At 71.8% G+C, this 26,219-nt stretch carries 22 protein-coding genes; 6 read left to right on the top strand and 16 right to left on the bottom strand.

The genetic code is table 11. From position 1 onward, the window contains the following. Nucleotides 1–40 precede the first annotated feature (40 nt). Nucleotides 41–691 (top strand): HAD family hydrolase, encoded by a 651-nt coding sequence (locus ACFYPN_RS21030; RefSeq protein WP_389300041.1) that lies wholly within the window; start codon nt 41–43, stop codon nt 689–691. A gap of 83 nt (nt 692–774) precedes the next feature. Here the strand turns inward: ACFYPN_RS21030 and ACFYPN_RS21025 are convergent, their stop codons facing one another. Further along, the gene (locus ACFYPN_RS21025; RefSeq protein ID WP_389300039.1) at nt 775–1,866 is read right to left on the bottom strand and encodes a branched-chain amino acid aminotransferase; all 1,092 of its coding nucleotides are present in this window, start codon (nt 1,864–1,866) and stop codon (nt 775–777) included. A gap of 255 nt (nt 1,867–2,121) precedes the next feature. Further along, nucleotides 2,122–3,162 carry a 3-isopropylmalate dehydrogenase gene (locus tag ACFYPN_RS21020; protein WP_358756528.1) on the bottom strand — a complete coding sequence of 347 codons (1,041 nt, stop codon included), beginning with the start codon at nt 3,160–3,162 and terminating at the stop codon, nt 2,122–2,124. Between the two features lie 129 nt (nt 3,163–3,291). Between ACFYPN_RS21020 and ACFYPN_RS21015 the strand changes: the two genes are divergently transcribed. After that, nucleotides 3,292–4,881, top strand: coding sequence for a metallophosphoesterase family protein (locus ACFYPN_RS21015; RefSeq protein WP_358756526.1), 1,590 nt, complete (start codon nt 3,292–3,294; stop codon nt 4,879–4,881). 117 nt (nt 4,882–4,998) lie between these two features. Here ACFYPN_RS21015 and ACFYPN_RS21010 read toward each other — a convergent pair whose 3' ends face one another. The 5 genes from ACFYPN_RS21010 to ACFYPN_RS20990 all read right to left on the bottom strand — a co-directional run bounded on the left by ACFYPN_RS21010 (nt 4,999) and on the right by ACFYPN_RS20990 (nt 10,001). Next, entirely contained in the window at nt 4,999–5,130 is a 132-nt protein-coding gene (locus ACFYPN_RS21010; RefSeq protein ID WP_266709469.1) for a hypothetical protein, read from the bottom strand. Nucleotides 5,131–5,746: 616 nt separating this feature from the next. Beyond that, on the bottom strand, nt 5,747–6,814 hold the full coding sequence (locus ACFYPN_RS21005) for an iron-siderophore ABC transporter substrate-binding protein (protein ID WP_389300035.1): 1,068 nt from the start codon (nt 6,812–6,814) through the stop codon (nt 5,747–5,749). A 96-nt stretch (nt 6,815–6,910) separates the two neighbouring features. Continuing rightward, nucleotides 6,911–7,741 (bottom strand): ABC transporter ATP-binding protein, encoded by an 831-nt coding sequence (locus tag ACFYPN_RS21000; protein ID WP_389300032.1) that lies wholly within the window; start codon nt 7,739–7,741, stop codon nt 6,911–6,913. 98 nt (nt 7,742–7,839) lie between these two features. Then, nucleotides 7,840–8,934 (bottom strand): FecCD family ABC transporter permease, encoded by a 1,095-nt coding sequence (locus ACFYPN_RS20995; protein ID WP_389300029.1) that lies wholly within the window; start codon nt 8,932–8,934, stop codon nt 7,840–7,842. Further along, a complete protein-coding gene (locus ACFYPN_RS20990) occupies nt 8,931–10,001 on the bottom strand; it encodes a FecCD family ABC transporter permease (protein ID WP_389300026.1) in 1,071 nt (356 codons plus the stop codon). The genes ACFYPN_RS20995 and ACFYPN_RS20990 overlap by 4 nt, the downstream gene beginning before the upstream one ends. A 213-nt stretch (nt 10,002–10,214) precedes the next feature. Between ACFYPN_RS20990 and ACFYPN_RS20985 the strand changes: the two genes are divergently transcribed. Further along, on the top strand, nt 10,215–10,886 hold the full coding sequence (locus ACFYPN_RS20985) for an MSMEG_1061 family FMN-dependent PPOX-type flavoprotein (protein WP_389300025.1): 672 nt from the start codon (nt 10,215–10,217) through the stop codon (nt 10,884–10,886). Between the two features lie 135 nt (nt 10,887–11,021). Here ACFYPN_RS20985 and pruA read toward each other — a convergent pair whose 3' ends face one another. Both pruA and ACFYPN_RS20975 read right to left on the bottom strand, forming a co-directional pair. Further along, nucleotides 11,022–12,653: an L-glutamate gamma-semialdehyde dehydrogenase gene (gene pruA, locus ACFYPN_RS20980; protein ID WP_389300023.1), complete on the bottom strand. Its 1,632-nt coding sequence runs from the start codon at nt 12,651–12,653 to the stop codon at nt 11,022–11,024. A gap of 49 nt (nt 12,654–12,702) precedes the next feature. Then, nucleotides 12,703–13,629 carry a proline dehydrogenase family protein gene (locus tag ACFYPN_RS20975; protein ID WP_389300020.1) on the bottom strand — a complete coding sequence of 309 codons (927 nt, stop codon included), beginning with the start codon at nt 13,627–13,629 and terminating at the stop codon, nt 12,703–12,705. Between the two features lie 225 nt (nt 13,630–13,854). On the opposite strand from ACFYPN_RS20975, the gene ACFYPN_RS20970 reads away from it, so the two are divergent. Further along, nucleotides 13,855–15,015 carry a PucR family transcriptional regulator gene (locus ACFYPN_RS20970; protein WP_389300018.1) on the top strand — a complete coding sequence of 387 codons (1,161 nt, stop codon included), beginning with the start codon at nt 13,855–13,857 and terminating at the stop codon, nt 15,013–15,015. A gap of 75 nt (nt 15,016–15,090) precedes the next feature. Here ACFYPN_RS20970 and ACFYPN_RS20965 read toward each other — a convergent pair whose 3' ends face one another. After that, nucleotides 15,091–15,873: an SDR family NAD(P)-dependent oxidoreductase gene (locus ACFYPN_RS20965; RefSeq protein ID WP_389300015.1), complete on the bottom strand. Its 783-nt coding sequence runs from the start codon at nt 15,871–15,873 to the stop codon at nt 15,091–15,093. Between the two features lie 86 nt (nt 15,874–15,959). Here ACFYPN_RS20965 and ACFYPN_RS20960 point away from each other — a divergent pair, with 86 nt between their 5' ends. Beyond that, a complete protein-coding gene (locus ACFYPN_RS20960) occupies nt 15,960–16,811 on the top strand; it encodes a helix-turn-helix transcriptional regulator (RefSeq protein ID WP_358762825.1) in 852 nt (283 codons plus the stop codon). Between the two features lie 78 nt (nt 16,812–16,889). On the opposite strand, the gene ACFYPN_RS20955 is transcribed toward ACFYPN_RS20960, so the two are convergent. Together ACFYPN_RS20955 and ACFYPN_RS20950 are read right to left on the bottom strand one after the other, a co-directional pair. After that, nucleotides 16,890–17,414, bottom strand: a complete 525-nt coding sequence (locus ACFYPN_RS20955; RefSeq protein ID WP_389300012.1) for a hypothetical protein — start codon at nt 17,412–17,414, stop codon at nt 16,890–16,892. Continuing rightward, nucleotides 17,411–18,115 carry a hypothetical protein gene (locus ACFYPN_RS20950; protein ID WP_389300010.1) on the bottom strand — a complete coding sequence of 235 codons (705 nt, stop codon included), beginning with the start codon at nt 18,113–18,115 and terminating at the stop codon, nt 17,411–17,413. The genes ACFYPN_RS20955 and ACFYPN_RS20950 overlap by 4 nt, the downstream gene beginning before the upstream one ends. Before the next feature lie 198 nt (nt 18,116–18,313). Here ACFYPN_RS20950 and ACFYPN_RS20945 point away from each other — a divergent pair, with 198 nt between their 5' ends. Continuing rightward, a complete protein-coding gene (locus ACFYPN_RS20945) occupies nt 18,314–19,918 on the top strand; it encodes a hypothetical protein (protein WP_389300007.1) in 1,605 nt (534 codons plus the stop codon). Between the two features lie 11 nt (nt 19,919–19,929). Here the strand turns inward: ACFYPN_RS20945 and ACFYPN_RS20940 are convergent, their stop codons facing one another. The 4 genes from ACFYPN_RS20940 to ilvN all read right to left on the bottom strand — a co-directional run bounded on the left by ACFYPN_RS20940 (nt 19,930) and on the right by ilvN (nt 26,200). Further along, nucleotides 19,930–22,323 carry a Tox-REase-5 domain-containing protein gene (locus ACFYPN_RS20940; RefSeq protein WP_389300004.1) on the bottom strand — a complete coding sequence of 798 codons (2,394 nt, stop codon included), beginning with the start codon at nt 22,321–22,323 and terminating at the stop codon, nt 19,930–19,932. A 296-nt stretch (nt 22,324–22,619) separates the two neighbouring features. Next, entirely contained in the window at nt 22,620–24,212 is a 1,593-nt protein-coding gene (gene serA / locus ACFYPN_RS20935; RefSeq protein WP_358762817.1) for a phosphoglycerate dehydrogenase, read from the bottom strand. 325 nt (nt 24,213–24,537) lie between these two features. Then, entirely contained in the window at nt 24,538–25,536 is a 999-nt protein-coding gene (gene ilvC, locus ACFYPN_RS20930; protein ID WP_358762815.1) for a ketol-acid reductoisomerase, read from the bottom strand. A 136-nt stretch (nt 25,537–25,672) separates the two neighbouring features. Beyond that, on the bottom strand, nt 25,673–26,200 hold the full coding sequence (ilvN, locus tag ACFYPN_RS20925; RefSeq protein ID WP_358762813.1) for an acetolactate synthase small subunit: 528 nt from the start codon (nt 26,198–26,200) through the stop codon (nt 25,673–25,675). Nucleotides 26,201–26,219: the final 19 nt, after the last annotated feature.

Below are 26,219 nucleotides of genomic sequence, written 5' to 3'. Positions count from 1 at the left end.
GCCGGGCTCCCCGCTCCGGCGGCCCAGTAGGGTTGACCCGGTGATCGAGACCATCGTCTTCGACGTCGGCGAGACGCTGACCAACGACAACCGGTACTGGAACTCGTGGGCGGACTGGCTGGACGTGCCCCGCCACACCCTGAGTGCTCTGGTGGGGGCGGTGGTGACCCAGGGCCGCGACAACTCCGACGCGCTGCGGCTCGTACGCCCCGGCATCGACGTCGAGGCCGAGTGGCGGGCCCGTGGGGCGGCCGGCCGGGGCGAGTACCTGGACGAGCCGGACCTCTACCCGGACGTACGGCCGGCCCTCGGCGGGCTCCGCGAACTCGGCATCCGGGTGATCGTCGCGGGGAACCAGACGGCCCGCGCCGGGGTGTCGCTGCGGGCGTTGGACCTGCCCGCCGACCTCGTCGTGATGTCCGAGGAGTGGGGCGCCGCGAAACCGGAGCCCGCCTTCTTCGCCCGCGTCCTCGGTGTCTCCGGCACCCGCTCCGAGAGCACCCTGTACGTCGGCGACCATCCGGCCAACGACGTCTTCCCCGCCCACGCCGCCGGCCTGCGCACCGCCCACCTGCGGCGCGGGCCGTGGGGCCACTGGTGGGCCGACGACCCGGCCGTCCGCGCCACGGCGGACTGGTCGGTCGACTCGCTCGACGAGGTGGCGGAGCTGGTGCGGGGGGAGCGGGAGTAGGGGGCGGGGGGTCTTCCCTTCGTACGTACGGCGCACCCGGCCGACCCGGGTGCGCCGTACGTACGAAGGCCGCGCCCCGGGCGTCAGTCGCCCAGCGGGTGCATCCAGCCGTGGGTGTCCTCGGCGGTGCCGCGCTGGATGTCCAGGAGGCGGTCGCGGAGCTTGAGGGTGATCTCGCCGGGGGTGCCGTCGCCCTGGGTCCACTCGCCCCCGGCCGACTTGACGGTGCCGACGGGGGTGATCACGGCGGCGGTGCCGCAGGCGAAGACCTCCTTCAGGGTGCCGTTCGCGCTGTCCTCACGCCACTGGTCGATGGAGACCCGGCCCTCCTCGGAGGTGTAGCCCAGGTCGCGGGCGACGGTGAGGAGGGAGTCACGGGTGACGCCGGCGAGCAGGGAGCCGGTGAGGGCGGGGGTGACGATGTGGTTGTCGTACACGAAGTAGAGGTTCATCCCGCCGAGCTCCTCGACCCACTTGTGCTCCACCGCGTCGAGGTAGGCGACCTGGTCGCAACCCCTGGCACTGGCCTCGGCCTGGGCGAGCAGGGACGCGGCGTAGTTGCCGCCGGTCTTGGCGTCGCCCATGCCGCCGGGGACCGCGCGGACGCGGTCCTCGGAGAGCCAGATGGAGACCGGCTTCACGCCGCCGGGGAAGTAGGCGCCGGCCGGGGAGCCGATGACGAGGAAGAGGTACTCGTTGGCGGGCTTCACGCCCAGACCGACCTCGGTGGCGATCATGAACGGGCGGAGGTAGAAGGACTCCTCGCCGCCGTGTGCCGGGACCCACGCCTTGTCCGTCTGGACCAGCACGTCACAGGCCTCGATGAAGGTCTCCACCGGCAGCTCGGGCATGCCGAGGCGGTGGGCGGAGCGCTGGAAGCGCTTGGCGTTGGCCTCGGGGCGGAAGGTGGCGACGGTGCCGTCGGGCTGCCGGTACGCCTTCAGTCCCTCGAAGATCTCCTGGGCGTAGTGCAGCACCATGGTCGCCGGATCGAGGGAGAGAGGGGCGTACGGAACGAGCTGAGCGTCGTGCCAGCCGCGGCCTTCGGTCCACCGGATGGTGACCATGTGGTCGGAGAAGTGGCGGCCGAATCCGGGGGCGGCGAGGATCGCCTCGCGCTCCGCGTCGGACAGCGGGGACGAGGTGGGCTTGAGCTCGATCGTGGGCGTCGTCATGAGTGCGTGTCCTTCACCGTTCTTGTGTGTGAGGGACCGTGCTCCCGCCCGTCCCCGCCCGCAGGTGCGAGCAGAGCGCGAGGACGTCCGAGCAGTGCCATGAGCCGCGGCCCCACGTTCGATTATCACGCGGGGAGGGCCGGGCACGAAACGCGGCGGGAGTGCGGTCCCGGATCGATGGTGGCACCCGGGGCCGCACGTGAAGAAGCCGCCGGGCGCTTTCGCGACCCGGCGGCTTCTTGGAGAGTCGTCGGGTCAGCCTGCTACGCGTACCGCGAGCGCGTCGCCGATCTCGTCGGTGGTGCGGGTCTTCCCGTCGCGCTCGGCCAGGTCGGCGGAGACGGCGTCCTCGATGCGCGCGGCCTCGGTCTCGTGGCCGAGGTGGCGCAGCAGGAGGGCGACGGAGAGGATCGTGGCCGTGGGGTCGGCCTTGCCCTGGCCGGCGATGTCGGGGGCCGAGCCGTGGACCGGCTCGAACATCGACGGGAAGGCCCCGGTCGGGTTGATGTTGCCGGAGGCGGCCAGGCCGATACCACCGGTGACGGCGGCGGCGAGGTCGGTGAGGATGTCGCCGAAGAGGTTGTCGGTGACGATGACGTCGAAGCGCTCCGGCTGCGTGACGAAGAAGATCGTCGCCGCGTCGACGTGCAGGTAGTCGGTGGTGACCTGGGGGTACTCGGCCGCGACCCGGTCGAAGGTGTTCTTCCACAGGTGCCCGGCGAAGACGAGGACGTTGTTCTTGTGGACCAGCGTCAGCTTCTTGCGGGGGCGGGCCGCGGCGCGGTCGAAGGCGTCCCGGACCACGCGCTCGACACCGTACGCGGTGTTGACGCTGACCTCGGTGGCGACCTCGGCGGGCGTACCGGTGCGCAGCGAACCGCCGTTGCCGGTGTACGGGCCCTCGGTGCCCTCGCGCACGACGACGAAGTCGATGTCGGGGCGGCCGGCCAGCGGGGTCGCGGTGTTCGGGAAGAGCTTCGACGGCCGCAGGTTGATGAAGTGGTCGAAGGCGAAGCGCAGCTTCAGCAGGAGCCCGCGCTCCAGCACGCCGGACGGGACCGAGGGGTCACCGATCGCGCCGAGCAGGATGGCGTCGTGGCCCTTGAGGGATTCGAGCTCCGCGTCCGGGAGGGTTTCACCCGTGCGGTGCCAGCGCTGGGCGCCAAGGTCGTACTCCTTGGTCTCCAGCTTCACATCCTGCGGGAGGACGGCGTTGAGGACCTTGAGGCCCTGGGCAACGACTTCCTGGCCGATTCCGTCACCGGGGATCACTGCGAGATTGATGCTGCGAGACATGAAGGCACCCTATCCGCGCGTCCCATCCCATGACACCAGCCGTCCACTATACGGACACATGGTGAGCTGTACGCGTGCCGTTCACCTCACGGACGAGATCGGGACACTCCGGAAGTAGATGTTCTGGCCATGGACATCCCTCGCTTCGGAATCCCCGAGAAGCTCGCCGCCCGCATGAGCATGGCGGAGCAGCACGAGTACCTTCGCACCAAGCTGACGCGCCGCGGCGTGCTCCGTACGAGCGTGGCGACCGCCGCCGTCGCCGGCGCCGGCCTGGGCACCGGCCTCCTCACCGCCTCGCCCGCCGCCGCCAACTCCTCCAAGAACGACCCGACCGTGCTCATCCCGCGCTCCACCACGCAGGTGGACGGTTCGCTGGTGGCCCCGTTCGGCCGCCACCTCGCGTACGGCGCCGACCCGAAGTCGCAGATGAGCGTCGCGTGGCAGGTCCCGTTCGCCGTGAAGCGCCCGTACATCCGCATCGGCCTCAAGCCGTGGTCGCTGAGCCGCCGCATCGACGCCGAGGTGCGCCACCTCACCACGCCGACGCTGAACAACGGCGCGATCGCCGCCGCCGAGCAGTTCTACGTGCACGCGAGCCTGGAGCGCCTGCAGCCCGGCACCACGTACTACTACGGCGTCGGCCACGACGGCTTCGACCCGGCCGACACCCGCAACCTGGGCTCGCTCGGTACGTTCACCACCGCGCCGTCGCGCGCCGAGAACTTCACCTTCACGGCCTTCGGCGACCAGGGCGTGAGCTACCACGCCCTCGGCAACGACCAGCTGCTGCTCGGTCAGAACCCGGCCTTCCACCTGCACGCCGGCGACATCTGCTACGCCGACCCGTCGGGCCAGGGCCAGGAGACCGACACCTACGACGCGCGCACCTGGGACCAGTTCCTGGCCCAGACGGAGACCGTCGCGAAGACGGTGCCGTGGATGGTGACGACCGGCAACCACGACATGGAGGCCTGGTACTCCCCCGACGGCTACGGCGGCCAGAACGCCCGCTGGACGCTGCCGGACAACGGCCCCGACCCGGTGGGCCAGCCCGGCGTGTACTCGTTCGTGCACGGCAACGTGGCCGTCGTCGCGCTGGACGCCAATGACGTCTCGAACGAGATCCCGGCGAACCTCGGCATCAGCGGCGGCAAGCAGACGAAGTGGCTGGACCGCCGCCTCGGCGAGCTGCGCGCCCGCAGGGACGTCGACTTCGTCGTGGTCTTCTTCCACCACTGCGCCTTCTCGACGACCAACGCGCACGCCTCCGAGGGCGGGGTCCGCGAGGCATGGGTGCCGCTGTTCGAGAAGCACCAGGTGGACCTGGTCATCAACGGCCACAACCACGTGTACGAGCGCACGGACGCGATCCTGAAGAACGTGGTCTCCCGCAAGGTGCCGATCGGCGAGCGCACGGACCCGACCCGCGACGGCATCGTGTACGTCACGGCCGGCGGCGCGGGCAAGTCGCTCTACAACTTTCCGGCGCCCGACACCTACGAGGGGCACGTCAAGGACCAGGAGAGCGTGGACACGTACTACGTGGCCAAGGGTGGCGTGCACGCGGCGGAGACCGTGGAGTGGTCCCGCGTGCGGTACACCGGCTACTCCTTCCTCGCGGTGGAGGTCTCGGTCGGCCCGCACCCGAAGATGAAGGTCACCGCGCTCGCCGAGTCCGGCGCACGCATCGACCACTTCGAGGTCAGCCGCGGCTGATCCGGCACGGTCTCCGACTGCCGGTCGGCGACTGCGGTGACCGGTCGCCGCAGGTCCGGGGCTCCCGCCCGCCCGTCCCGGGGGGGCTGCGGAGGGGAGCCTTCGGGCCCGTCGGCGTCAGTGGCCGGTGGATCCGCCGTTGTCCCGGCGGTCCAGGGCGCGCTGGAGGGCCGCGGCGGCGTTCTGGCGCTCGGCTTCGGTGGGGCGGGGAGTGTGACGGACGCGGCGGCGGACGGTGGTCTCTGCCATGGGGGAACGCCTCCTGGAAATCACGGATGTCACGGGATCACTGATCTCACGGGTGTCACGGGTGTCACGGGTGCTACCGGTGGTGGGGTGTCACGGGTATCGGGGTACGACCGGCGGCGCGGGAAACGCGCGCGGACCGGGGCCGGACTCCGGTGAGGTACGGCGGCGGGTGACGTACAGCCGCCGGGGACGCCGGAACCGGGTGGGAAACGCCGGAAGGTACGGGAGCGGACGCCGCAGGGGTGGCCTGCATCGGGCGTGCCCGCTCACCACCAGTCGCTGGTAGGAGCGAATCGTTCGGCTTCTACAAAAGTAGGACACCCGGAGCACTCTGTCTCCACAATTACTCGGACTTCCTACTATCTGAGACGGCGGGTGTACCCCCGCCCCCTGCGACTCCCCCCGGGAGCGCCCGCACCGCACGGGATCGTGCCCGCCCACGAGCGCACGGTCGGCGGGCGGGGCCGGACCCGGCGGCCGGCCCACCCCGCCCCGCCCGGGGGAAAACGGACCGGGTCGGGGGGACGGGCGCGACCGTGCGCCCGTCCCCCCGACCCGGTGGCCCGCGTGGGTGGTTCCTGCTTCCGTGCCCGGCTTCCGCGCCCGGCTTCCGTACCTACTTCTGGACGTACTTCGCGAACTCCGGGACGACGTGGTCGATCGCGTAGGAGGTCGAGAGGATCGAGTCGGTGGCGAACGCCTGGCTCAGACCGTCCTGGTCGAAGACGATCGCGTGGCCGTCGGCGACCGCGGGGATCTTCTTGTACAGGGCGTCGGAGGTGACCTGGGCGGGGGTGACGCCGATGGGCGCCAGTACGAGCAGGTCGGCGTCGAACTGGTCGAGGTTCTCCTCGGACACACTGACCGAGAACGCGTCACCAGCCTGCTTCTCGATGACCGGGTTGTTCTTGAAGCCGAGCCGCTCGACGAAGTCGACGCGACCGGTGCCCGAGACGTACGCGCCCCAGCCGACCGAGGTCTTCGAGGCGAGGGTGACCGTCTTGTCCTTGAACTCGGGGTGCGCCTTCGCCGCGGCGGCGAACTTGTCCTCGACGCCCTTGATCAGCTTGTCACCCTCGGCCTTCTTGCCCAGCGCGGTGGAGACCATCTCGGTCTGCTGCTCCCAGGACAACTTGTACTGGTCGCCGCCCTTCGGGACGCCGATGACCGGGGCGATCTTGCTGAGGGTGTCGTAACGGGTCTGGTCACCGCTGGACTTGGTGTCGAGGATCAGGTCGGGCTTGAGCGCCGCGATCTTCTCGTACTCCGGCTCCATGGTGCCGATCTTCTCGGGGCTCTTGGTGTAGAGGCCCTTGGCCCAGGGGCCGACGCCGTCACCGCCGAAGGCCAGCCAGTCACTCTCGCCGACCGGCTGGACGCCGAGGGCGAGGGCGGTCTCCGCGTCGCCCCAGCCGAGTGCGACGACCCGCTCGGGCTGCTCCTTCACCGTGATGGAGCCGAACTTGGTGTCGACGGACACCGGGAACGCGCCGGCAGAGGCAGAGGCGGTGGACGCCGCGTCCTTGGCGGAGTCACCCGAGTCGCCGGAGTCGTCGGAGGAGCAGCCGGTCGCGCCGATCAGCACGGCGGCGAGCGGGAGTGCCAGCAGGCCGAGGGAGGCGCGGGAGCGAGTGGGGATGCCGGAACGACGGGCAAGGGGGTTCCGGAGACGCACGATCTTCATACCGTGAGGTTAGCCTAACCTTATTTTCCTTCGCGTACGGGGGTGCGGTAAGCGTGCAATTCGCTCCGCTCCGGGGCGGGTTGGGCCGCCGGGCGTTCAGGGCGCGGCCGCGCCCTCGCGAGCAGTCGCCGGCACGTGGTGGCGGCCGATCGGCACGATCATCGGGGTGCCGGAAGCCGGGTCGGGGACGACCGAGCAGCGCATCCCGAAGATCTCCGTGACCAGCTCCTCGGTCACGATCTCGGTGGGGCGGCCCTCGGCGACGATCCGGCCGTCCTTCATCGCGACCAGGTGGTCGGCGTACCGGCAGGCGAGGTTCAGGTCGTGCAGCACGGCGACCATCGTCACCCCGCGCTCCCGGTTGAGGTCGGTGAGCAGGTCGAGGACGTCCAGCTGGTGGCTGATGTCGAGGTAGGTGGTCGGCTCGTCGAGCAGCAGCACGTCGGTGTGCTGGGCGATCGCCATGGCGATCCAGACACGCTGGCGCTGACCGCCGGAGAGTTCGTCGACCGGGCGCTCGGCGAGCTCCAGCACGTCGGTGGCGACGAGTGCCTCGGCGACCGCCGCGTCGTCCTCGGCGGTCCGGGAACGCAGCCAGCCCTGGCGGGGGTAGCGGCCCCGGCCGACCAGGTCGGCCACGGTGATGCCCTCGGGGGCCACCGGGGTCTGCGGGAGGATGCCGAGGATTCCGGCGACGGCTCTGGTCGGCATCGACCGGATGTCCTCGCCGTCCAGCAGGACGGTGCCCGCCGAGGGGGCGAGGAGCCGGGCCAGGGACCGCAGCAGGGTGGACTTCCCGCAGGCGTTGGGGCCCACGATCATCGTCACGCGGCCCGGCGGGATGTCGATGTCGAGGTCCTCGACGATGTCGCGGCTGCCGTATCCGAGGCGCAGCCCGCGCGCCCCCAGGCTGTGTTCCGCGCTCACGCGGTGCTCCTTCCCGCTGGTCCCTTGGTGGTCCTGTGATCCGTGGTGGTCCGTGCCGGTCCTGCTCGCGCGGGTGGCGGCGGAGGCCGGCGGCCGGCTCATCCGCCCTGTCCCGCACGGTTGGAGCGGACCAGCAGCCACATCAGGTACGGGGCACCGATCACGCTGGTGACGACCCCGACGGGCAGCTGCCCCGAGGCGCCGACGGGCAGCCGCACGAGGTCCAGCACGTGCTGTGCCGCGAAGTCGGCGACCAGGACCAGCAGCGCGCCGGTCAGCCCGGAGGCGACGAGTGAGGCGCCCCGCCCGGGGGCCAGCCGACGGGCGATCGGCGCGGAGACGAAGGCGACGAACCCGACCGGTCCGGCTGCCGCGGTCGCCACCCCGGCCAGGGCGACGGCGCAGGCGAGCAGGACCGTCCGGCCCCGCTGGGTGCGGGCGCCCAGTCCGGCGGCGGTGTCGTCGCCGAGTTGGAGCACGGGCAGTTGCCGGGCCGCCAGGTACAGCAGCGGCAGCAGCACCACGAGCGCCCAGGCCAGCGGCCGCAGCAGGTCCCAGGAGCGGCCGTTGAGGCTGCCGGTGAGCCAGAGCAGCGCCGACTGCGCCTCGGTGACCTCGGAGCGGGTCATCAGGTACGAGACCACGCTGGACAGTCCGGCGCCGATCCCGATGCCGACGAGGACGAGCCGGGCGCCGGTGACACCGCGCCGCCAGGCGAGCGCGTAGATCAGCGCCCCGGTGAGCAGCGCTCCGGCCAGCGCGCACGCGGAGAGCAGGACCCCGCTGACGGCGAAGAGCGAGGAGGCGAGCACGGCCGCGACCGAGGCTCCCGAGCTGATGCCGATGACGTCGGGGCTGGCCAGCGGGTTGCGCAGCAGGCTCTGGAAGACCGCGCCCGAGAGCCCGAAGGCGACTCCGATCAGGATGGCCATGAGGGCGCGGGGCATCCGCAGTTCCCCGACGATGAACCAGGTGGCGGGGTCGGCCCGCCCGGTGAGGGCGGCCACCACGTCGGAGAGCGGCACCGCCATGTCCCCGTACGCCAGCGAGGCGCAGAGGGCGGCGACGGTGGCGACGGCGAGGGCCACGCAGACGGACAGGTAGCGGACGCGACCGGCCCTGCGCACCCGGGCCACCTCGCGTACGGCCCCGGCGTGCGCGGGGGGTGCAGGAGGTGCGGCGGGGGCGGTCACAGTTCCACCTGCTTGCGGCGGCGGACCAGGACGATGAAGGGGATGCAGCCGATCACCGCGGTGACGATGCCGGCCTGCACCTCGGCGGGGCGGGCCACCAGACGGCCGACGATGTCGGCGGCGAGGAGCAGGACCGGGGCGAGGACCGCGCTGTAGGCGAGGACCCAGCGGTGGTCGGGGCCGGTGATCAGACGGGCGGCGTGCGGGACGACCAGTCCGACGAACCCGATGGGTCCGGCGATCACGGTCGCCGCACCGCAGAGCAGTACCACGGCGAGGGCGGCGGCGGCGCGGGCAGGGCCCACCCGCTGCCCGAGGCCGCGCGCCACGTCGTCGCCGAGGGCGAGGGCGTTGAGCTGGGGACCGAGGGCGAAGGCGAGGAGGGAGCCGACGACGATGAAGGGCAGCACCTGCCAGAGCGCGTCGGTCTCCCGTCCGGAGAGCGAGCCCACCTGCCAGAAGCGGAACTGGTCGAAGGTCTTGCTGTCGGTCAGCAGGATCGCCGTGGTGAGCGATCCGAGGAGGGCGGTGGTCGCGGCACCGGCGAGCGCCAGCTTGACCGGGGTGGGCCCGTCCCTGCCCACCGAGCTGATGCCGTAGACGAAGAGGGCGGCGAGCAGCGCGCCGCCGAAGCCGAACCAGATGTACTGCCCGGGGGCGGTGAGGCCGAGGACGCCCATGGCGAGGACCACGAAGGCGGAGGCTCCGGCGTTCACGCCGAGCAGTCCCGGGTCGGCCAGCGGGTTACGGGTGACGCCCTGCATGAGCGCCCCGGCGAGGCCGAGGGCGACCCCGGCGAGGACTCCGGCGACGGTGCGCGGGATGCGGACCGTCCGCACGACGACGTCGGCGCGCCGGGCGTCGTCGGGAGTGACCAGGCCGTGCCACACGTCGGCGAGCGGTACGTGCCCCGATCCGACGGCGAGGCTGACTCCGGCGATCAGTACGAGCACCACCAGCGCGGCCACGAGACCGGCGGCGAGCGCGGGGCGGGACCCCCTGCGGCTGACGCCACCGGTCGGCGGTGCGGTGCGCGCCGAAGGCAGGGTGGCGGAGGCCGGGGTCACCGGGCACCTGTCGCGGTGGCCGGTATCGCGTCCGGCATCGTTCGCTCCTCAACGGCTCCGCGTACAGCCGGGAACCGGTTCCACGCAGGGGGAATGCCCGCCAGGAGATCACCCGAGGGCTTACAGTAAGGTGACCCTAACATCGTAAGGGTGTACGGAAAAAACCGGTCCGGGTCGGAATGATCCGCTGGCCCACCGTCCAGATCCGGCCAGATGGAGCCATCCATACGGGCCGGCGCCGGCTCCGCCCGTACGTACCGCCAGGTCACCTGCCAGGAAGCCGTCTTGCACCTCAGCACCGCAGCGCCCGCCGCCGCCCCGTCCGCCGCCGCCCCGCTCTCCCGCGAAGGCTGGGTCGAGCTCACCGCCCCCGAGGAACTGACCGGACTCCTCGGCGCCCCGCACCCGATCGTCATCGAGAAGGTCCACGACAGGCTGACGGAGGAGGACCTCCGGCTCCTCGGGCAGTCCCCGCTGTGCACGGTCGCCACCTCGGACGCGGCGGGCAACTGCGACGCCTCGCCCAAGGGCGGGGAGCCGGGGTTCACGTTCGTCCTGGACGAGCGCACCCTCGTACTCCCGGACCTGCCGGGCAACCGCCGCGCGGACGGCTTCCGCAACATCCTGAGCAACCCGCACGTGGGCCTGCTCTACTTCATACCCGGCGTCATGGACGTGCTGCGGGTCAACGGCCGCGCACGGGTCCTGCGGGACGCGCCGTTCTTCGACGAACTGGCGGACGCGAAGGGCACCCGGCCGCAGCTGGCGCTGCTGGTCGAGATCGACGAGATCTTCCGGCACTGCCCGGCGGCCCTGCGCCGCTCGGGTGTCTGGCGGCCGGATACGTGGGGCACGCCGTCCGCGGTGCCCCGGCAGCGCGGCTGAGCGCCGGCCCGCCGCCCGCCGGACGGGCGAAACGCAGACCGCCCCCGTCCGGCAGGGGGGGTGCCGGACAGGGGCGGGGTTCTGGGTGGGGCGACGGCCTGGTGATCGAGGCACGGAGGCGGCGCCCCCGGAGCGTCAGCCCTGGTGGGGGTAGGTGTACTCGGTCGGCGCGACCAGCGTCTCCTTGATGGCGCGGGTCAGCGTCCAGCGCTGCAGGTTCTGCGGCGCACCGGCCTTGTCGTTGGTGCCCGAGGCGCGGCCGCCACCGAAGGGCTGCTGGCCGACGACGGCACCGGTCGACTTGTCGTTGATGTAGAAGTTGCCCGCCGCGTAGCGGAGCTTCTCCATCGTGTGGGCCGCGGCGGCGCGGTCGTTGGCGATGACGGAACCGGTCAGGGCGTAGTCGGAGACCGACTCCATCTGGTCGAGCATCGCGTCGTACTGGTCGTCCTCGTACACGTGGACGGCGAGGATCGGGCCGAAGTACTCGGTCGTGAAGACCTCGTTCTCCGGGTCGGTGCACTCGATGACGGTCGGCCGGACGAACCAGCCCACCGCGTCGTCGTAGGTGCCGCCCGCGACGATCGTGCACGCCGGGTCGGCGGCGGCGCGGTCGATGGCGGCCTTGTTCTTCGCGAACGCGCGCTCGTCGATGACGGCGCCCATGAAGTGCGACAGGTCGGTGACGTCGCCCATGGTGATGGCGTCGACCTCGGCTGCGAACTTCTCCTTGAAGCCGGAGTTCCAGATGGAGGCCGGAACGTAGGCGCGCGAGGACGCCGAGCACTTCTGGCCCTGGAACTCGAAGGAGCCGCGGGTCAGCGCGGTCTTCAGGACGGCCTGGTCGGCCGACGGGTGGGCGACGACGAAGTCCTTGCCACCGGTCTCGCCGACGAGACGCGGGTAGGTGCGGTAGGTGGCGATGTTGTTGCCGACCGTCTTCCACAGGTGCTGGAAGGTGGGGGTCGAGCCGGTGAAGTGGATACCGGCCAGGTCGCGGTGGTTCAGGGCCACCTCGGAGACGGCGATGCCGTCGCCGGTCACCAGGTTGATGACGCCCTTGGGCAGACCGGCCTCTTCCAGGAGCTGCATCAGCAGCACCGCGGAGTGGGTCTGCGTCGGGGACGGCTTCCACACGACGACGTTGCCCATGAGCGCCGGGGCGGTCGGCAGGTTGCCCGCGATGGCGGTGAAGTTGAACGGCGTGATCGCGTAGACGAAGCCCTCCAGCGGGCGGTGGTCCATGCGGTTCCACACACCGGTGGAGTTGGCCGGCGGCTGCTCGGCCAGGATCTGGCGCGCGTAGTGCACGTTGAAGCGCCAGAAGTCGACGAGCTCGCAGGGGGTGTCGATCTCCGCCTGCTGGGCGGTCTTGCCCTGGCCGAGCATCGTGGAGGCGGCCATCGTCTCGCGCCACGGCCCGGAGAGCAGCTCGGCGGCACGCAGGATGATCGCGGCGCGGTCGTCGAAGGCCATCGCGCGCCAGGCCGGCGCGGCGGCGAGGGCGGCGTCGATCGCGTCCTTGGCATCCTGCTCGGTGGCGCCGGCGAAGGTACCGATGACGGCGCGGTGGTTGTGCGGCTGCACGACGTCGAAGCGCGCGCCGCCGCCCATCCGCTTCTCGCCGCCGATGGTCAGCGGGAGGTCGATCGGGTTCTCGCCGAGCTCCTTGAGCTTCGCCTCCAGGCGGGCGCGCTCGGGGGAACCCGGGGCGTAGGAGTGGACCGGCTCGTTGACCGGCGCGGGGACCTGGGTGACAGCATCCATGAGTGCCTTGTCTCCTTGGTTCGTCGGGGTGGGGACCGCCGGGGCGAGATCAGCCCTTGGTGAGGATGGAGCGCGCGAAGAAGAGGAGGTTGGCCGGCTTCTCGGCGAGGCGGCGCATGAAGTAGCCGTACCAGTCGGTGCCGTACGCGGTGTAGACACGCATCCGGTGGCCCTCCGCGGCGAGGCGGACGTGCTCGTCGCTGCGGATGCCGTAGAGCATCTGGAACTCGTACTCGTCGAGCTTGCGGCCGGCCTGGCGGCCGAGTTCCTGGGCGATGGCGACGAGACGCGGGTCGTGCGACCCGATCATCGGGTAGCCGTCGCCCTCCATGAGGATCTTCATGATGCGGACGTACGCCTTGTCGATCTCGGCCTTGTCCTGGTACGCGACGGAGGCGGGCTCCTTGTACGCACCCTTCACGATACGCACGCGGCTGCCCGCGGCGGCGAGGCGGCGGGCGTCGTCATCGGTGCGGAACAGGTAGGCCTGGATCACGCAGCCGGTCTGCGGGAAGTCCTTCCGCAGCTCCTCGTGGATGGCGAACATCGAGTCGAGGGTGGTGTGGTCCTCGGCGTCCAGGGTGACCGTGGTGCCGATGGCCGCGGCGGCCTCGACGACCGGCCGGACGTTCGCGAGGGCCAGCTCGTGGCCGCCCTCGAGGGCCTGGCCGAACATCGAGAGCTTGACGGACATCTCGGCCTTGGTGCCGAGGCCCAGGTCCTTCAGACGGCCGACCAGCTCCAGGTAGGCGTCGCGTGCGGCGGCGGCCTCAGCGGGCGTGGTGATGTCCTCGCCGACCACGTCGAGGGTGAGTTCCAGGCCCTTGTCGACGGAGGTCTGCACGACCGGGAGGACGTGGTCGACGTTCTCACCGGCGATGAAGCGGTCGACGACCTGCTTGGTGCCCGGTGCGGCCGAGATGAACCGGCGCATGCGGTCGCTGCGCGACGCGGCGAGAATCACGGGACCCAGCACGGGGCACCTCCACATAAGTACGGATGAACGACTGCGTGAACGGCCGTCCGTGTCCCTGTACGGGCCGGGAGAACGGGGCGAAAACCACCGGACCGGTCCGGACCGTGACGTCACGGAGAACCACGGTGAAATCTATGGATGTCACCGATCGTGTGCCATCGACAGCTGTCACGCATCCGTGCTCACCACCTCAGACATCTGTCTGAAGGGTGCGAGAATGGCGGGATGAAGGGCGACTATCAGGAACTCGTCGACGAGATCTCCGGGCTGCTGACCGCGCCCGCCACCCTGGAGAACCGTGACTTCGGACTGATCGCCTTCGGCGCGCACGACAGCGACGACGACACCGCCATGGACCCCGTCCGCACCCGGTCGATCCTGACCCGCCGCTCCACCCCGGCGGTCCGCGCCTGGTTCGAGGGGTTCGGCATCACCCGGGCGACCGGTCCGGTCCGGATTCCGGCGGGCCCGGAGGCCGGGGTCAACCGTGGCCGGATCTGCCTCCCGGTACGCCACCGGGGCGTGGTGCTCGGGTACGTATGGCTGCTGGACACCGAGCCCGGCCCCACCGATGAACGGCTGGCGGCGGCCATGGAGGTGGCGGACCGGATCGGCGCGCTCCTCGCGGAGGAGGCGCGGGCCGGCGCCGACCTCTCCCGCGAACTGGGTGCCGCCCTCACGGCGGGGCACGGCTGGCAGCGGGACATGGCGCTGACCGCGCTCCGGGAGGCGCTCGGCACCGATGCGGACGGCCCGCACGCGATGGTCTGCGTGCTGCCGTGGACGGCGGACGACACCCCGTCGGCCCGTACGGTCCCGTCGGCCGCCGCGCTCTCGGTGGTGGGCTCCCCGGCGGGAGCGCCGCCGGCAGCCGAGCCGCCGCGCCTGGCCGCGCTCGTACGGCTGCGCTCCACGGACTCGCCCGGCCCCGCCCACTCGGCGGCCGGCCGGCTGCGCGCCGACGCCGGCCGCGCGGCGACCGCCGGGGTCGCCGCTCCGCGCCGGGGCCTCGCCGAGCTGGCCGGGGCCTGGCACGAGGCGGAGTCGGCGGCCCGCGCGGCGGCGGCCGAGCCCCGGTTCGGCCCGGTCGCCCAGTGGTCCGGCATCGGCCCGTACCGCCTGCTGACCGCCCTGCCCCGCTCCCCCACCGGCCCGGACCCCTCGGTGGTGGCGCTGCTGGCCCCGGGCCACGCGGAGCTGGCCCGCACGGCGGAGACCTTCCTCGACCTCGCGGGGCAGGCGAGCCGGACGGCGGCCGAGCTGGGCATCCACCGCCAGACCCTCTACTACCGGCTCTCCAGGATCCAGCAGCTCACCGGGCTGGACCTCAACGACGGCGAGGACCGGCTGCTGCTGCACATGGCGCTGAAGGCGGCGCGGCTCTGAGCGGTTCGCACCGACGGCCCCGTCGGTGCTCCTCACCGCACCGAAGTCCGCGACACGTCGGCCGGGCGCCTGCCGTCAGGCGCCTGCCCCGCCGTCCACCGGCAGCATCACGCCCGTCACCATCGCCGCACGGTCGCTGAGCAGCCACGCGGCGGCCTCCGCGACCTCGTGCGGCTCCGCCATCCGCCCCAGCGGGATGGACGTGGTCAGCTGCGCCTTGATGCCGGGGGTCTGCGCCTCCCAGCTGTCGATCATCTCGGTGGCGGTGGCGCCCGGGGTCAGGCCGTTGACGCGGATACCGTCGCGGGCCCAGCTCACCGCGGCGGTCTCGGTGAGACTGTTGAGCGCCCGTTTCATCGCGCCGTACGCCGGCAGGGCCGGGTTGGCACGGCGGCTGCCGATGCTCGACGTGTTGACGATGGCGCCACCGCCGCCCCGCCGCATGAGGGCCGCCTGCGCGTTCATGGCCGTCCAGTGCCCCCGGAAGTTCACGGTGAACTGCTCGTCGATCTCTTCGTCGCTGGTGGTGTCGAGCGGGCCGGGATGCTGGATCGCCGCACCGTTGTTGAAGGCGCCGTCCAACCTGCCGTGCAGTTCCTCGACGCGGTCGACGGCCGCGCGGATGCTCACGCGGTCGGCGAGGTCCATGGGGACGGCGTGGGCCACGCCGCCGCCAGCCCGGATGCCGGTGACGATCTCGTCGAGGGCGCTCGTCGAACGGGCCGCGAGGACCACGACCGCCCCTTCGCGGGCGAAGAGTTTGGCCGCCGCGGCGCCGATGCCGCGGCTCGCGCCGGTGATGAGGACGACCTTGGAAGTGAGCAGGCCGGCAGGGGGGAATTCTCTGGGCTTCGTCATGTCAGCAGTCTTGGGCGGACGGCCGGACCGGATACAGGCACAGGCTGTACCAGGGAACAGCGCCGTACCCCGTGCACACTGGGGCCATGGACAGACAGGAACTGGGCGCGTTCCTCCGCAGCCGCCGCGAACGGCTCCCGCCACAAGACGTCGGTCTCCCCTCCGGACCGCGTCGGCGGACCCCCGGACTGCGCCGCGAGGAGGCCGCGGTCCTCGCGCACATCTCCACGGAGTACTACGTCCGTCTGGAGCAGGGCCGCGCGCCCCGGCCGTCGGGCGAGGTCCTCGCCGGGATAGCGAGTGCACTGCGGCTCACCGACGCCGAGACCGAACACCTCCATGTCCTGGCGGGCACCGCGCCGCTCCGCAACCGGCTGCACCGGCGGGATGTCCGGCCGAGCGTCCTCACCCTCCTGGAGCGACTGCCGCAGACGGCGGGCATCGTCATGTCCGCCGCGTTCGAGGTACTCGCCTGGAACGGCCTCGCCGCCGCTCTCATGGAGGACTTCGCGGCCCTCACCCGCCAGGAACGCAACCTCGCCCGCCGCGCCTTCCTCGGGGAGCGACGGCCCGGCCGCCCTCTCTACGGGGTGTCCGACGCCTCCGAGTTCCGGCACCACGTGGTGAAGGAGCTGCGTGCCACCGCGGCCCGTTATCCGACCGACCCCGACGTGACCGACCTGGTCGACGAACTCCGCGACGGCAGCCCGGACTTCGCCCGTCTGTGGGAGCGGCACGACGTGCAGGCCGCCCCGACGCTCAGGAAGACCTTCCACCACCCCGTCGTCGGCGAGGTCACCGTGGACTGCGACAGCCTCGCTCTCACCGACTGCGACCAGCATCTGGTGCTCTACAGCGCACCGCTGGGGTCGTCCGACGCCGAGGCGCTGGCCCTGTTGAACGTGCTGGGGACCGAGGCGGTCGACTACCGGCGATAGCGAGCCTGCCGGCCTCCGCGACGGAGCGACCCGCGGGTGTGGTCACCGCCGGCGCGCCGGCCACCCGCAGGGAGACCGTCAGTCCTCCTCCCGGTCCACCTCGACCACGGGCGACTCGCTGACCAGCGCGACCATCACCAGGGGCGCGTCCCCGTCGCTGTGGCCGACACTCACCCCCACCCAGCGGTCGCGTCCGGGCAGCGGTCCCCAGACACTCAGGTCGCCGTAGCAGTCCTCGTCGAGCAGTGCGGCGAAGGGCTCGGGCAGCGGCCGGCCCGCCTGCCGACGGGAGAGCGCCGGGTGCATCGCCACCCGGCGGTGCGGCCCCCACCGGACGTCCAGCTCCGCTACGAGAAAGTCGAGTTGGCGCTGCGCCGCGCCCTCCGCGTCGGTCCAGTCGCTTCCGTACGCGCCGGTCAGATCGTCGCTCTCCCAGAGCGGGACGAGGCGGAACCCCTGTCCGGCAGTCGCCCGCCACTCCCCCGTCACCGGGTCGCCCTCGCCGAGGGTGGGCCCCGCGGTGGGTACGGTCCCCGCAGCCAAAGCCGCCACCTCGGCCACGGCCCGCCGGGCGTCGAAGGCCTCCCCGGCCCGCACGCTCACAGCACGGCCCGGTCCAGCGGGCGGGGCAGCGGGTGGAGCGCCCCGCTCGCGTGCAGTGCCGCGTAGGCCGCGACCACCTCGGCCGTGCCGCCGAGAGCCAGCAGGACGCCCCCGCCGGGCAGTTCCTGCCGGCCGGCCCCGATCCCGGCCGGGACGAGGGCCGCCCGGGCGGGCGAGAGGTAGCCGTACCGCCCGACGACCGGGTCGCCGACGGTGTGACCGGCCTCGTCCTCCAGGGCGTCGAGGAGGTCGTCGTCGCTGACATCGCCGAAGTCCGGTTCCCAGACGCGCGCGAGGACGGCGAGCAGTTCGCCCTCGGGGACCTCGGCGTCGTCCGGCGCCTCGACGGCCATCACCACGGACTGGAGCAGGAACTCCGGTGTCCCGCCGCCCAGTCCGCTGATCTCCACCCGAACTCCCGCTTCCGGCACGGCAATCAGCCGGAGCCCGGTGCCGACCCGGTCGGACCAGTCGTCGGCGGTACGCGCCTCGCCCAGGACCTCGGCAAGCGGCTCCCGCCCCGGAGCGAGCGGGGCGTCGTCCGCGCCGGACGCCCGGACCCGCCGCCACGCCCACCCGGGCCCGGTCGCCGTGTCCCCGAGCAGCCGGGCCACCTGGTGGAGCGTCAGCTCCCAGCGCTGGGCCAGCTCTTCGACGGTCTCCACCCGCGGGCCCCAGAAGCCCCGCACCACACGCCGCATTCGTCTCCTCCGTCGCCCTTGTCCATGCCTCTTGGGTCAGCAGGATAGGACGGTTCCGTCGCGGAGCCACGTCCGATCGTGGAGGCGCGAGTCGATGTCGGCCGGGGTGGCTCGACGTTCGGCCCGTCCTCGTGCGAGGCGGATAGGGTCGCGAACCAGGAGCATGACCAAGCTGGTTGACCCATGGAGGCACGCGGCATGCCGACACCTGCCGAGATCTGGGCGGACGCCGGGCTTCCCACCCGTCGGCTCGCCGGGCTGGCCCTCAACCCAGCGGTGCCGGAGAGTGTCCTGCTGCGGCTTCTCGCGGACGCCCCATTGGCCGCACGGATGGCGCTCTGCCGGGACCGGGCCCTGCCCGACGCCGTCGTCGACGCGGTGATCGACCACCCCGACACCCGCACCCGCAGTTTCTTCGCCCGGAACCCTCATGTAGATCCGGCCCAGCGGGCCCGGCTGGTGGACGATCCCGAGTGGTTCGTCCGAGCCCACCTCGCCGAGGGGCCCGAGGCCCGCTTCCCCGACCGGCTCCGGCCCCTGCCCGACGAAACCGTCATCCACATGATCAGAACGTATGACGACGAGCTACGGGGGAGTCTCTACCGGCATGTCTCGGCCCCGCTCCGCGCGTCCATACGTACGCATCCGATCGCGGAGGTCCGCCGTTGGGGGCTCGGCATGTTCGGGCCAGGGACCGCCGACCAATTGGCCGCACTGCTGGCCGACCCCGACGACGGCGTCCGGGAGGCCGCACGGCGGCATGCGCGCCTCGAAGACCCGGTGTGGGTGGAGAACGCGCTCCCCGACCGGTCGTGCCACGCCCGCACCGACATGCTGCTCAACAGAGCCCTCAGCAGAGCGGTGGTGGAGAGCGTCCTCGCGACGCCCGTGGGTGGGGAGGACAGGGCGATGATCGCCGCCAATCCCACTCTCCCTCCCGAGACCGTGGCCCTCCTCGCCGCCGATCCGGAGCCGGAGATACGGGGGCGGATCGCGTGCCGCACGGACCTGGGGCCCGCCGAGCGCCACGCACTCGTCGCCGATCCCGACCCGGGGGTACGCAGGAGGGTCGCGCGCCACCCGGACCTGGGGCCGGCCGAGCGCCGCGCGCTCGCGACGGACTCCGACCCGGAGGTCCGGCTGGCCGTGTCCGTCCACCCCGGACTGAGCGAGGAGGAACGCGCCCGGATCGACTACGAAGTCCCCCTGGACGATGACTTCGGCCCGCGAATTCCGGGCCTGACGCCCCAGGAGCCCGAGACCGTCCGGCGGAACGCGCTCTCCGACCACCCCCTGCTGCGCCGGCGGGCGGCCGGCGATCACCTGCTCCCGCCGGACCTCGTCGCACGCCTGGCCGACGACGACGACCTCGGCGTACGCGTCCTGCTGGCACAGAACCATCCGGACGCCCCCGCCCCCCTTCTGCTGCGCGGTTTTGTCGAGTACACCGGTGCCGGGCGCAGCCGCCTCACCAGCCGGCCGAACTTCCCGACCGACGGGCTGGCCGCCTACGCCGACCACGAGGACCCCGACGTCCGGGCCCTGGCCACCCGCGACCCCCGTACCGGGTCGGCCGTCGTGGAGCGGCTCTCCCGGGACCCTGACCCCGCCGTGCGGGCCGCGGCGGCGCGCCACCCGGCTCTTCCGCCGTGCCGGCTGGCCGAACTCCTCGACGACGAGGAGCTGGCGCACGCCGCCGCCGCGAACCCGGCGCTGGACCCGGACACGGTCCGCCTCCTGGTGGAGACGAACGGCCGAGAGGCACGGCCGGCGGCGCGGGAGGACCCTGCCGGCCGACCCTGACCGGCCGGACCTCAGTCGAACGCGCCCGGCTTCCTCGCGCTGTCGATCGGCTTCTGCGCGGTGTGCACCACCTTGATCGGCAGCCCTTCCTCGCGGAAGGCGGCGCGGGCGGCCTTGGCCACGTCCGGGTCGGAGAAGTGCCATTCGACCGCGCGGCCCCCGGACGCCTCCACCTGGGCGCGCGCCTCCGCGAGGAACTTCTCCTTGCCGGATGCGGTGAGCGCCGTCCTGCCCGGCTGGGCGAGGTAGCTGGTGTAGCCGTTCTTCGCCTCCAGGAACGTCTGCCTGCTGGAGTCCCAGCCGTCGTACTCGACCGCCGGCTTCCCCTCCTTGGGATTCGGTACGACGTACTCACGGCCGCGGACGGTGCCGGTGACCTGTTCCTGGTAGCGGAGCCAGGACTCGTTGGTCCAGTTGGGCTGGGGGTTGCGGTCGCGGCTCGCCCAGTACCCGTCACCGAGGTCGGCGGAGCCCAGCTCGGGGTCCTTCAGGTCCTTGGCCCATGGGGCCGGTTCGTAGTTGCGCGGGTCCGAGGTGTCGTTGTGGCGGGGCTCCGGGTACTGCTTCAGGTCCTCGGCCGCCTTGCGGGCGCGTTCGGGCTCCTCCAGCCGCTTCTTCTCCAGCGCGGCGGCGCGGGCGTCGGCGCGGGCCTTTTCCGCCGCCTCCTTGGCGGCCGGGTCGCAGCCGCCCTCCGCGAGGACGATCCGGCCCGCCGGGCCCGAGGCGAGGATGCCGGTGCCCGCCCCGGCGACCCCGCCGGGCCCTCCCCCCGGGCCGTCGCCGCCGCCGACGCGTACGAGCGGCGGACCGGAGGCGATGACACAGCCGGTCTTCCGGGCCGCGTCCTCCGCCTTGTCCGCGGCCTCGTCGGCCTCCTTCGCCGCCTTGCTCAGCCCTTCGAGGTCACCCGCCTCGGCGGCCTTGGCCGCCCGCCGGGCCGCGGCACCGGCGTCCCCGGCCGCCTCGGCCACCTCTTCGGCGGCTTTGCCGATCTTGCCGAGTTCGCCGACCTTTCCGGCGACCTTGCCGACGTCGTACCCCGGGATGAAGAGCGACCCGACGTTCCACAGCACATCGGTGACGGCTCGGGTCTTGTCGCCGTTGTTCCACCGCTCCCGCACCTCGTCGCCGACGAAGACGGTGTCGCCGACGCCGACGACCGTGTTGACCGAGGCCTTGCCCCAGTCGAAGACCGCGCCCAGGTAGTCCCCGTCGCTCCACTTGCCCGAAGCGTCCTTGGAGTCCCGCATCCAGTCGCTGCCGAGCTGCTTGCCGTAGTCGGCGATGCCGGACCAGGTCTCGGGCTTGACGAGGCTGACGATGCCGGTGATGTCGCCCCAGACGCCGTCGACCGCGACGCCCTTGACCACCTGGGTGGTCTGGTCCCAGGCGCAGCCGAAGAATCCCCAGCCGCCGCAGTCCTGTTTGTCGCCCTTGCCTTCCCCGTCCCCGTTGCCGCCCTTGTCGTCCTTGTCGTCCTTGTCGTCCGGGGAGTCGGTGGCGCGTACCGGTGGGTCGTAGGCGGCCTCCGGCTCCTCGGACGTCTCGGGGTACGTGTCCGTACCGGACGTGCCGCCGGACGTGCCGCCGGACGTGCCGGACGTGGACCCTCCCGCCGAGGTGCCCCCGCCGGTGGAGCCCCCGTCCGCGGAGCCCCCGGTCACCGTGGAGCCGCCGTCCGATCCGGTGCCGCCGGTCGTCGCGGACGAGCCCTCGCCGGTGGAGCCCGTACCGCCGCTGGCGGCCGTGCCCGAACTGCCGCCCGTCGCACCGCCCGTCGCACCGTCCGTACCGCCGCCCGTGCTGCTGCCCGCCTCCACCGAACCGCTGCCGGAGACGGGGCAGGAGGAGCCGGTGAGCGAGCAGATCGCGGAGTGGAGGCCACCGGTGATCCGGCCGCCCAGGCCGCCGACCGTGAGCGCCCCGATGAGCGCGACGACGATGAGGACCAGGCCCAGGTACTCCAGCGCGGTCTGGCCGCGGTCGCGGCGCCAGGTGATCAGGTGCGGGAACGAGAACTCCGGCTTCGCGGCCCGGCGTCCGGGCGGCAGCAGGAACCACTCCCGGCTCCGGCGCCGGAAGAGGAGGATCAGTACCAACACGGGTACGAGGAGTTGGGTGAGGCCGTGTGCCGAACCATCGGCGAGGTTGGAGAGGCCCCCGAGCGCCAGCCAGAGCTGGAGGGCGATCAGCGATCGGCGGAGGCCGTTGCCGCCCTCGTGGAGCCGGCGCGAGAGCCACCAGGCGAGCGCGCCGGGCAGGGCCGCCCAGGCGGCGACGCCGAGCAGTCGGCCGCCCACCGCGTCCACCGCGAAAGCGGAGCCGAACAGGCCGATCGCGCCCACCGCGGTCGCGGCGGCCAGCACCAGGAGGAGGATCTGGGCCAGAGCCAACGCGCGTGGCATCGGCTCTCTGCCACCGGGCGCCGGAGCCACCCCTCCGGCCCCGCCCACGGGAATCCCACCGACTGCCGACATGCTGACCCCAACCCCCGGTGCCCGTACGCGACACGACTGCCGCACACGCTAGGGGCGGGCGGCAGTCCCGGTCGTGGGCCCCAGGACCCAACTCCGGGCCCATACCGGACTATTCAGCGCCTCCGGGTGCGCGGGACCGTGCCGGGGAGGGCACAACGCACCCGGGGCCCGTACGTCCGGACGGACGGTACGGGCCCCGGGTGCGAAGGTCACACGGGAGGATCTCAGGCGACGAGGTTCACCGAGCGGGCCATGGCGGCCCCGATCGCCTCGGAGATCTCGTTCAGCACCGGCTGCGGGACGGTGTCGTCGACGGTGAGGACGACGACCGCCTCGCCGCCCACGTCCGCGCGGGAGACCTGCATGCCCGCGATGTTCAGACCGGCCTCACCGAGGATGCGGCCGACGGTGCCGACGACACCGGGTCGGTCCTGGTAGCGCAGGACGACCATGTGGTCGGCGAGCGCCAGGTCGACGTCGTGCTCACCGATGGCGACGATCTTCTGGAGGTGCTTGGGGCCGGCCAGCGTGCCGGAGACCGAGACCTCCTCGCCGCCCGAGAGGGTGCCGCGCACGGTGACGACGTTGCGGTGCTCGGCCGACTCGGAGCTGGTGGTGAGGCGGACCTCGACACCGCGCTCCTGCGCGAAGAGCGGGGCGTTGACGTAGCTGACGGTCTCGTCCACGACGTCCTCGAAGACGCCCTTGAGCGCGGAGAGTTCGAGCACCTTCACGTCGTGCTGGGTGATTTCGCCGTAGACCTCGACGTCGAGGCGGGCCGCGACCTCGCCCGCGAGCGCGGTGAAGATGCGGCCGAGCTTCTCGGCGAGCGGCAGGCCCGGACGCACGTCCTCGGCGATGACTCCGCCCTGGACGTTGACCGCGTCCGGCACCAGCTCGCCGGCGAGCGCGAGGCGCACCGACCGGGCGACGGCGATGCCGGCCTTCTCCTGGGCCTCGTCCGTGGAGGCGCCGAGGTGCGGGGTGCAGACGACCTGGTCGAACTGGAAGAGCGGGGAGTCCGTGCAGGGCTCCTTGGTGTACACGTCGAGGCCGGCTCCGGCGACGCGCCCTTCCTTGAGGGCGGTGTAGAGCGCCTCCTCGTCCACGATGCCGCCGCGGGCGGCGTTGACGATGCGCACCGAGGGCTTCACCTTGTGCAGCGCCTCGTCGCCGATGAGACCGAGGGTCTCCGGCGTCTTGGGCAGGTGCACGGTGATGAAGTCGGAGACCTCCAGCAGCTCGTCCAGGCTGAGGAGCTTGACGCCCATCTGCGCGGCGCGGGCCGGCTGCACGTAGGGGTCGTACGCGACGATCTTCATGCCGAAGGCGGACATGCGCTGGGCGACCAGCACGCCGATGCGGCCGAGGCCCACGACGCCGAGGGTCTTCTCGCTCAGCTCGACACCCGTGTACTTCGACCGCTTCCACTCGCCGTTCTTCAGGGCGGTGTTGGCCTGCGGGATGTGGCGGGCGGTGGCCACCAGCAGACCGCAGGCGAGCTCGGCGGCCGTGACGATGTTGGAGGTCGGTGCGTTCACGACCATCACGCCGGCCTTGGTGGCGGCGGAGACGTCGACGTTGTCCAGACCGACACCCGCGCGGGCGACGACCCGGAGCTTCTTCGCCGCGGCGATGGCCTCGGCGTCGACCTTCGTGGCGGAACGCACCAGGATCGCGTCGACATCGGCGATGGCAGGGAGCAGTTCGGCGCGGTCGGCGCCGTTGCAGTGCCGGATCTCGAAGTCCGGTCCCAGGGCGTCGACCGTGGCGGGCGACAGCTCTTCGGCAATGAGTACGACAGGTTTCGAGCTCACGTGTGTCCTCACAAATCCCAGTGCGGACGGCCGTCCCGACGGCCGCAGGCGTGGAGGCTAGCCGCGTGGTAGACCACGACACTGTGGGCCCTGACGCGTATATGTGTTGAGCAGTGTAGTCATGCGCCGGGGCGTTGAACGCTCCCCGGTGGAAGGATCACTCTCACGAGAATGGACGGACGGTACGTGCGTACGGCCACGGTCTCTCGGCGGTGTCCTTCCGGTCCGTGTGTGCCGCCCGTCGCGCCCCGCAGTGACACGGGGCCGGGCGTGCGGCCGCCGGGCGGGGCCCCTCGTACGGGGCAACGCCCGGCGGCCGGCAGGCTTACGCCTCGTCGTTCACCCAGCTCATGAGCTTGCGGAGCTCACGGCCGGTGGTCTCCAGCAGGTGGTCGCTGTCGGCCTTCTTGTACTCGTTGTACTTGGGCAGACCGTTGTGGTACTCGGCCATCCAGTTCTTGGCGAAGGTGCCGTCCTGGATCTCGGTGAGGACCTTCTTCATCTCGGCCTTGGTGTCGGCCGTGATGATGCGCGGGCCGGTGACGTAGTCGCCCCACTCGGCGGTCTCCGAGATGGACCAGCGCATCTTCTCCAGGCCGCCCTCGTACATGAGGTCCACGATGAGCTTCAGCTCGTGGAGGCACTCGAAGTACGCGATCTCCGGCTGGTAGCCGGCCTCGGTCAGCGTCTCGAAACCGGCCTTGACCAGGGCGGCGGTGCCACCGCAGAGGACGGCTTGCTCACCGAAGAGGTCGGTCTCGGTCTCTTCCTTGAAGGTCGTCTTGATGACGCCGGCGCGGGTGCCGCCGATGCCCTTCGCGTAGGAGAGCGCCAGCTCCAGGCCCTTGCCCGAGGCGTCCTGCTCGACGGCCACGATGCAGGGAACGCCGCGGCCCTCCTCGTACTGACGGCGGACCAGGTGGCCCGGACCCTTGGGGGCGACCATGCAGACGTCGACGTTGGCCGGCGGCTTGATGAAGTCGAAGCGGATGTTCAGGCCGTGGCCGAAGAACAGCGCGTCGCCGTCCTTGAGGTTGTCCTTGATGGACTCCTCGTAGACCTGGGCCTGGATCGGGTCCGGCACGAGGATCATGATGACGTCGGCCTCGGCCGATGCCTCGGCCGGGGTGACCACGCGCAGGCCCTGCTCCTCGGCCTTGGCCTTGGACTTGGAACCCTCGTGCAGACCGACGCGCACGTCGACGCCGGAGTCGCGCAGCGACAGCGCGTGGGCGTGGCCCTGGCTGCCGTAACCGATGACCGCGACCTTGCGGCCCTGGATGATGGACAGGTCTGCGTCGGCGTCGTAGAACAGCTCGGCCACTGGTGTTTCTCCTTGGTGTGCAGGTGTTGCGTCCCACCGTACGGCGGGGAGCGCCGTGTACGTTCTCCGGTCTCGCCATCCGAGCGGCGAGACGGGGCGGGAGGGCCCGGGCGGTGCGCCGCGGGCCCCCCGAGGGTCATGCGGTGCGGTCGAGTGCGCGCAGGGACCGGTCGGTGATCGAGCGGCCGCCGCGCCCTATGGCGATGGTGCCCGACTGGACGAGCTCCTTGATGCCGTACTGCTCCAGCATCTTGAGCATCGCGCCCAGCTTGTCGGCACCTCCGGTCGCCTCGATCGTGACCGCCTCCGGGGAGACGTCGACGGTCTTGGCGCGGAACAGCTGGACGATCTCGACGATCTGCGAGCGGGTTTCGTTGTCCGCGCGGACCTTCACCAGGACGAGCTCGCGCTGGATCGCAGCGCCGGGCTCCAGTTCGACGATCTTCAGGACGTTGACCAGCTTGTTGAGTTGCTTGGTCACCTGCTCCAGGGGCAGGTCCTCGACATTGACCACGATGGTGATGCGGGAGATGTCGGGGTGTTCGGTGGTCCCGACGGCGAGCGAGTCGATGTTGAACCCGCGTCGGGAGAACAGGGCGGTGATCCGGGCGAGGACACCGGGCTTGTTCTCGACGAGAACGGAGAGCGTGTGCTTGCTGGACATGGAGGCGGTCTCTCTCTGT

This window comes from Streptomyces sp. NPDC005576 (assembly GCF_042871745.1).
Classification (GTDB): Bacteria; Actinomycetota; Actinomycetes; order Streptomycetales; family Streptomycetaceae; genus Streptomyces.
This window is presented reverse-complemented; position numbering and strand designations above follow the sequence as displayed.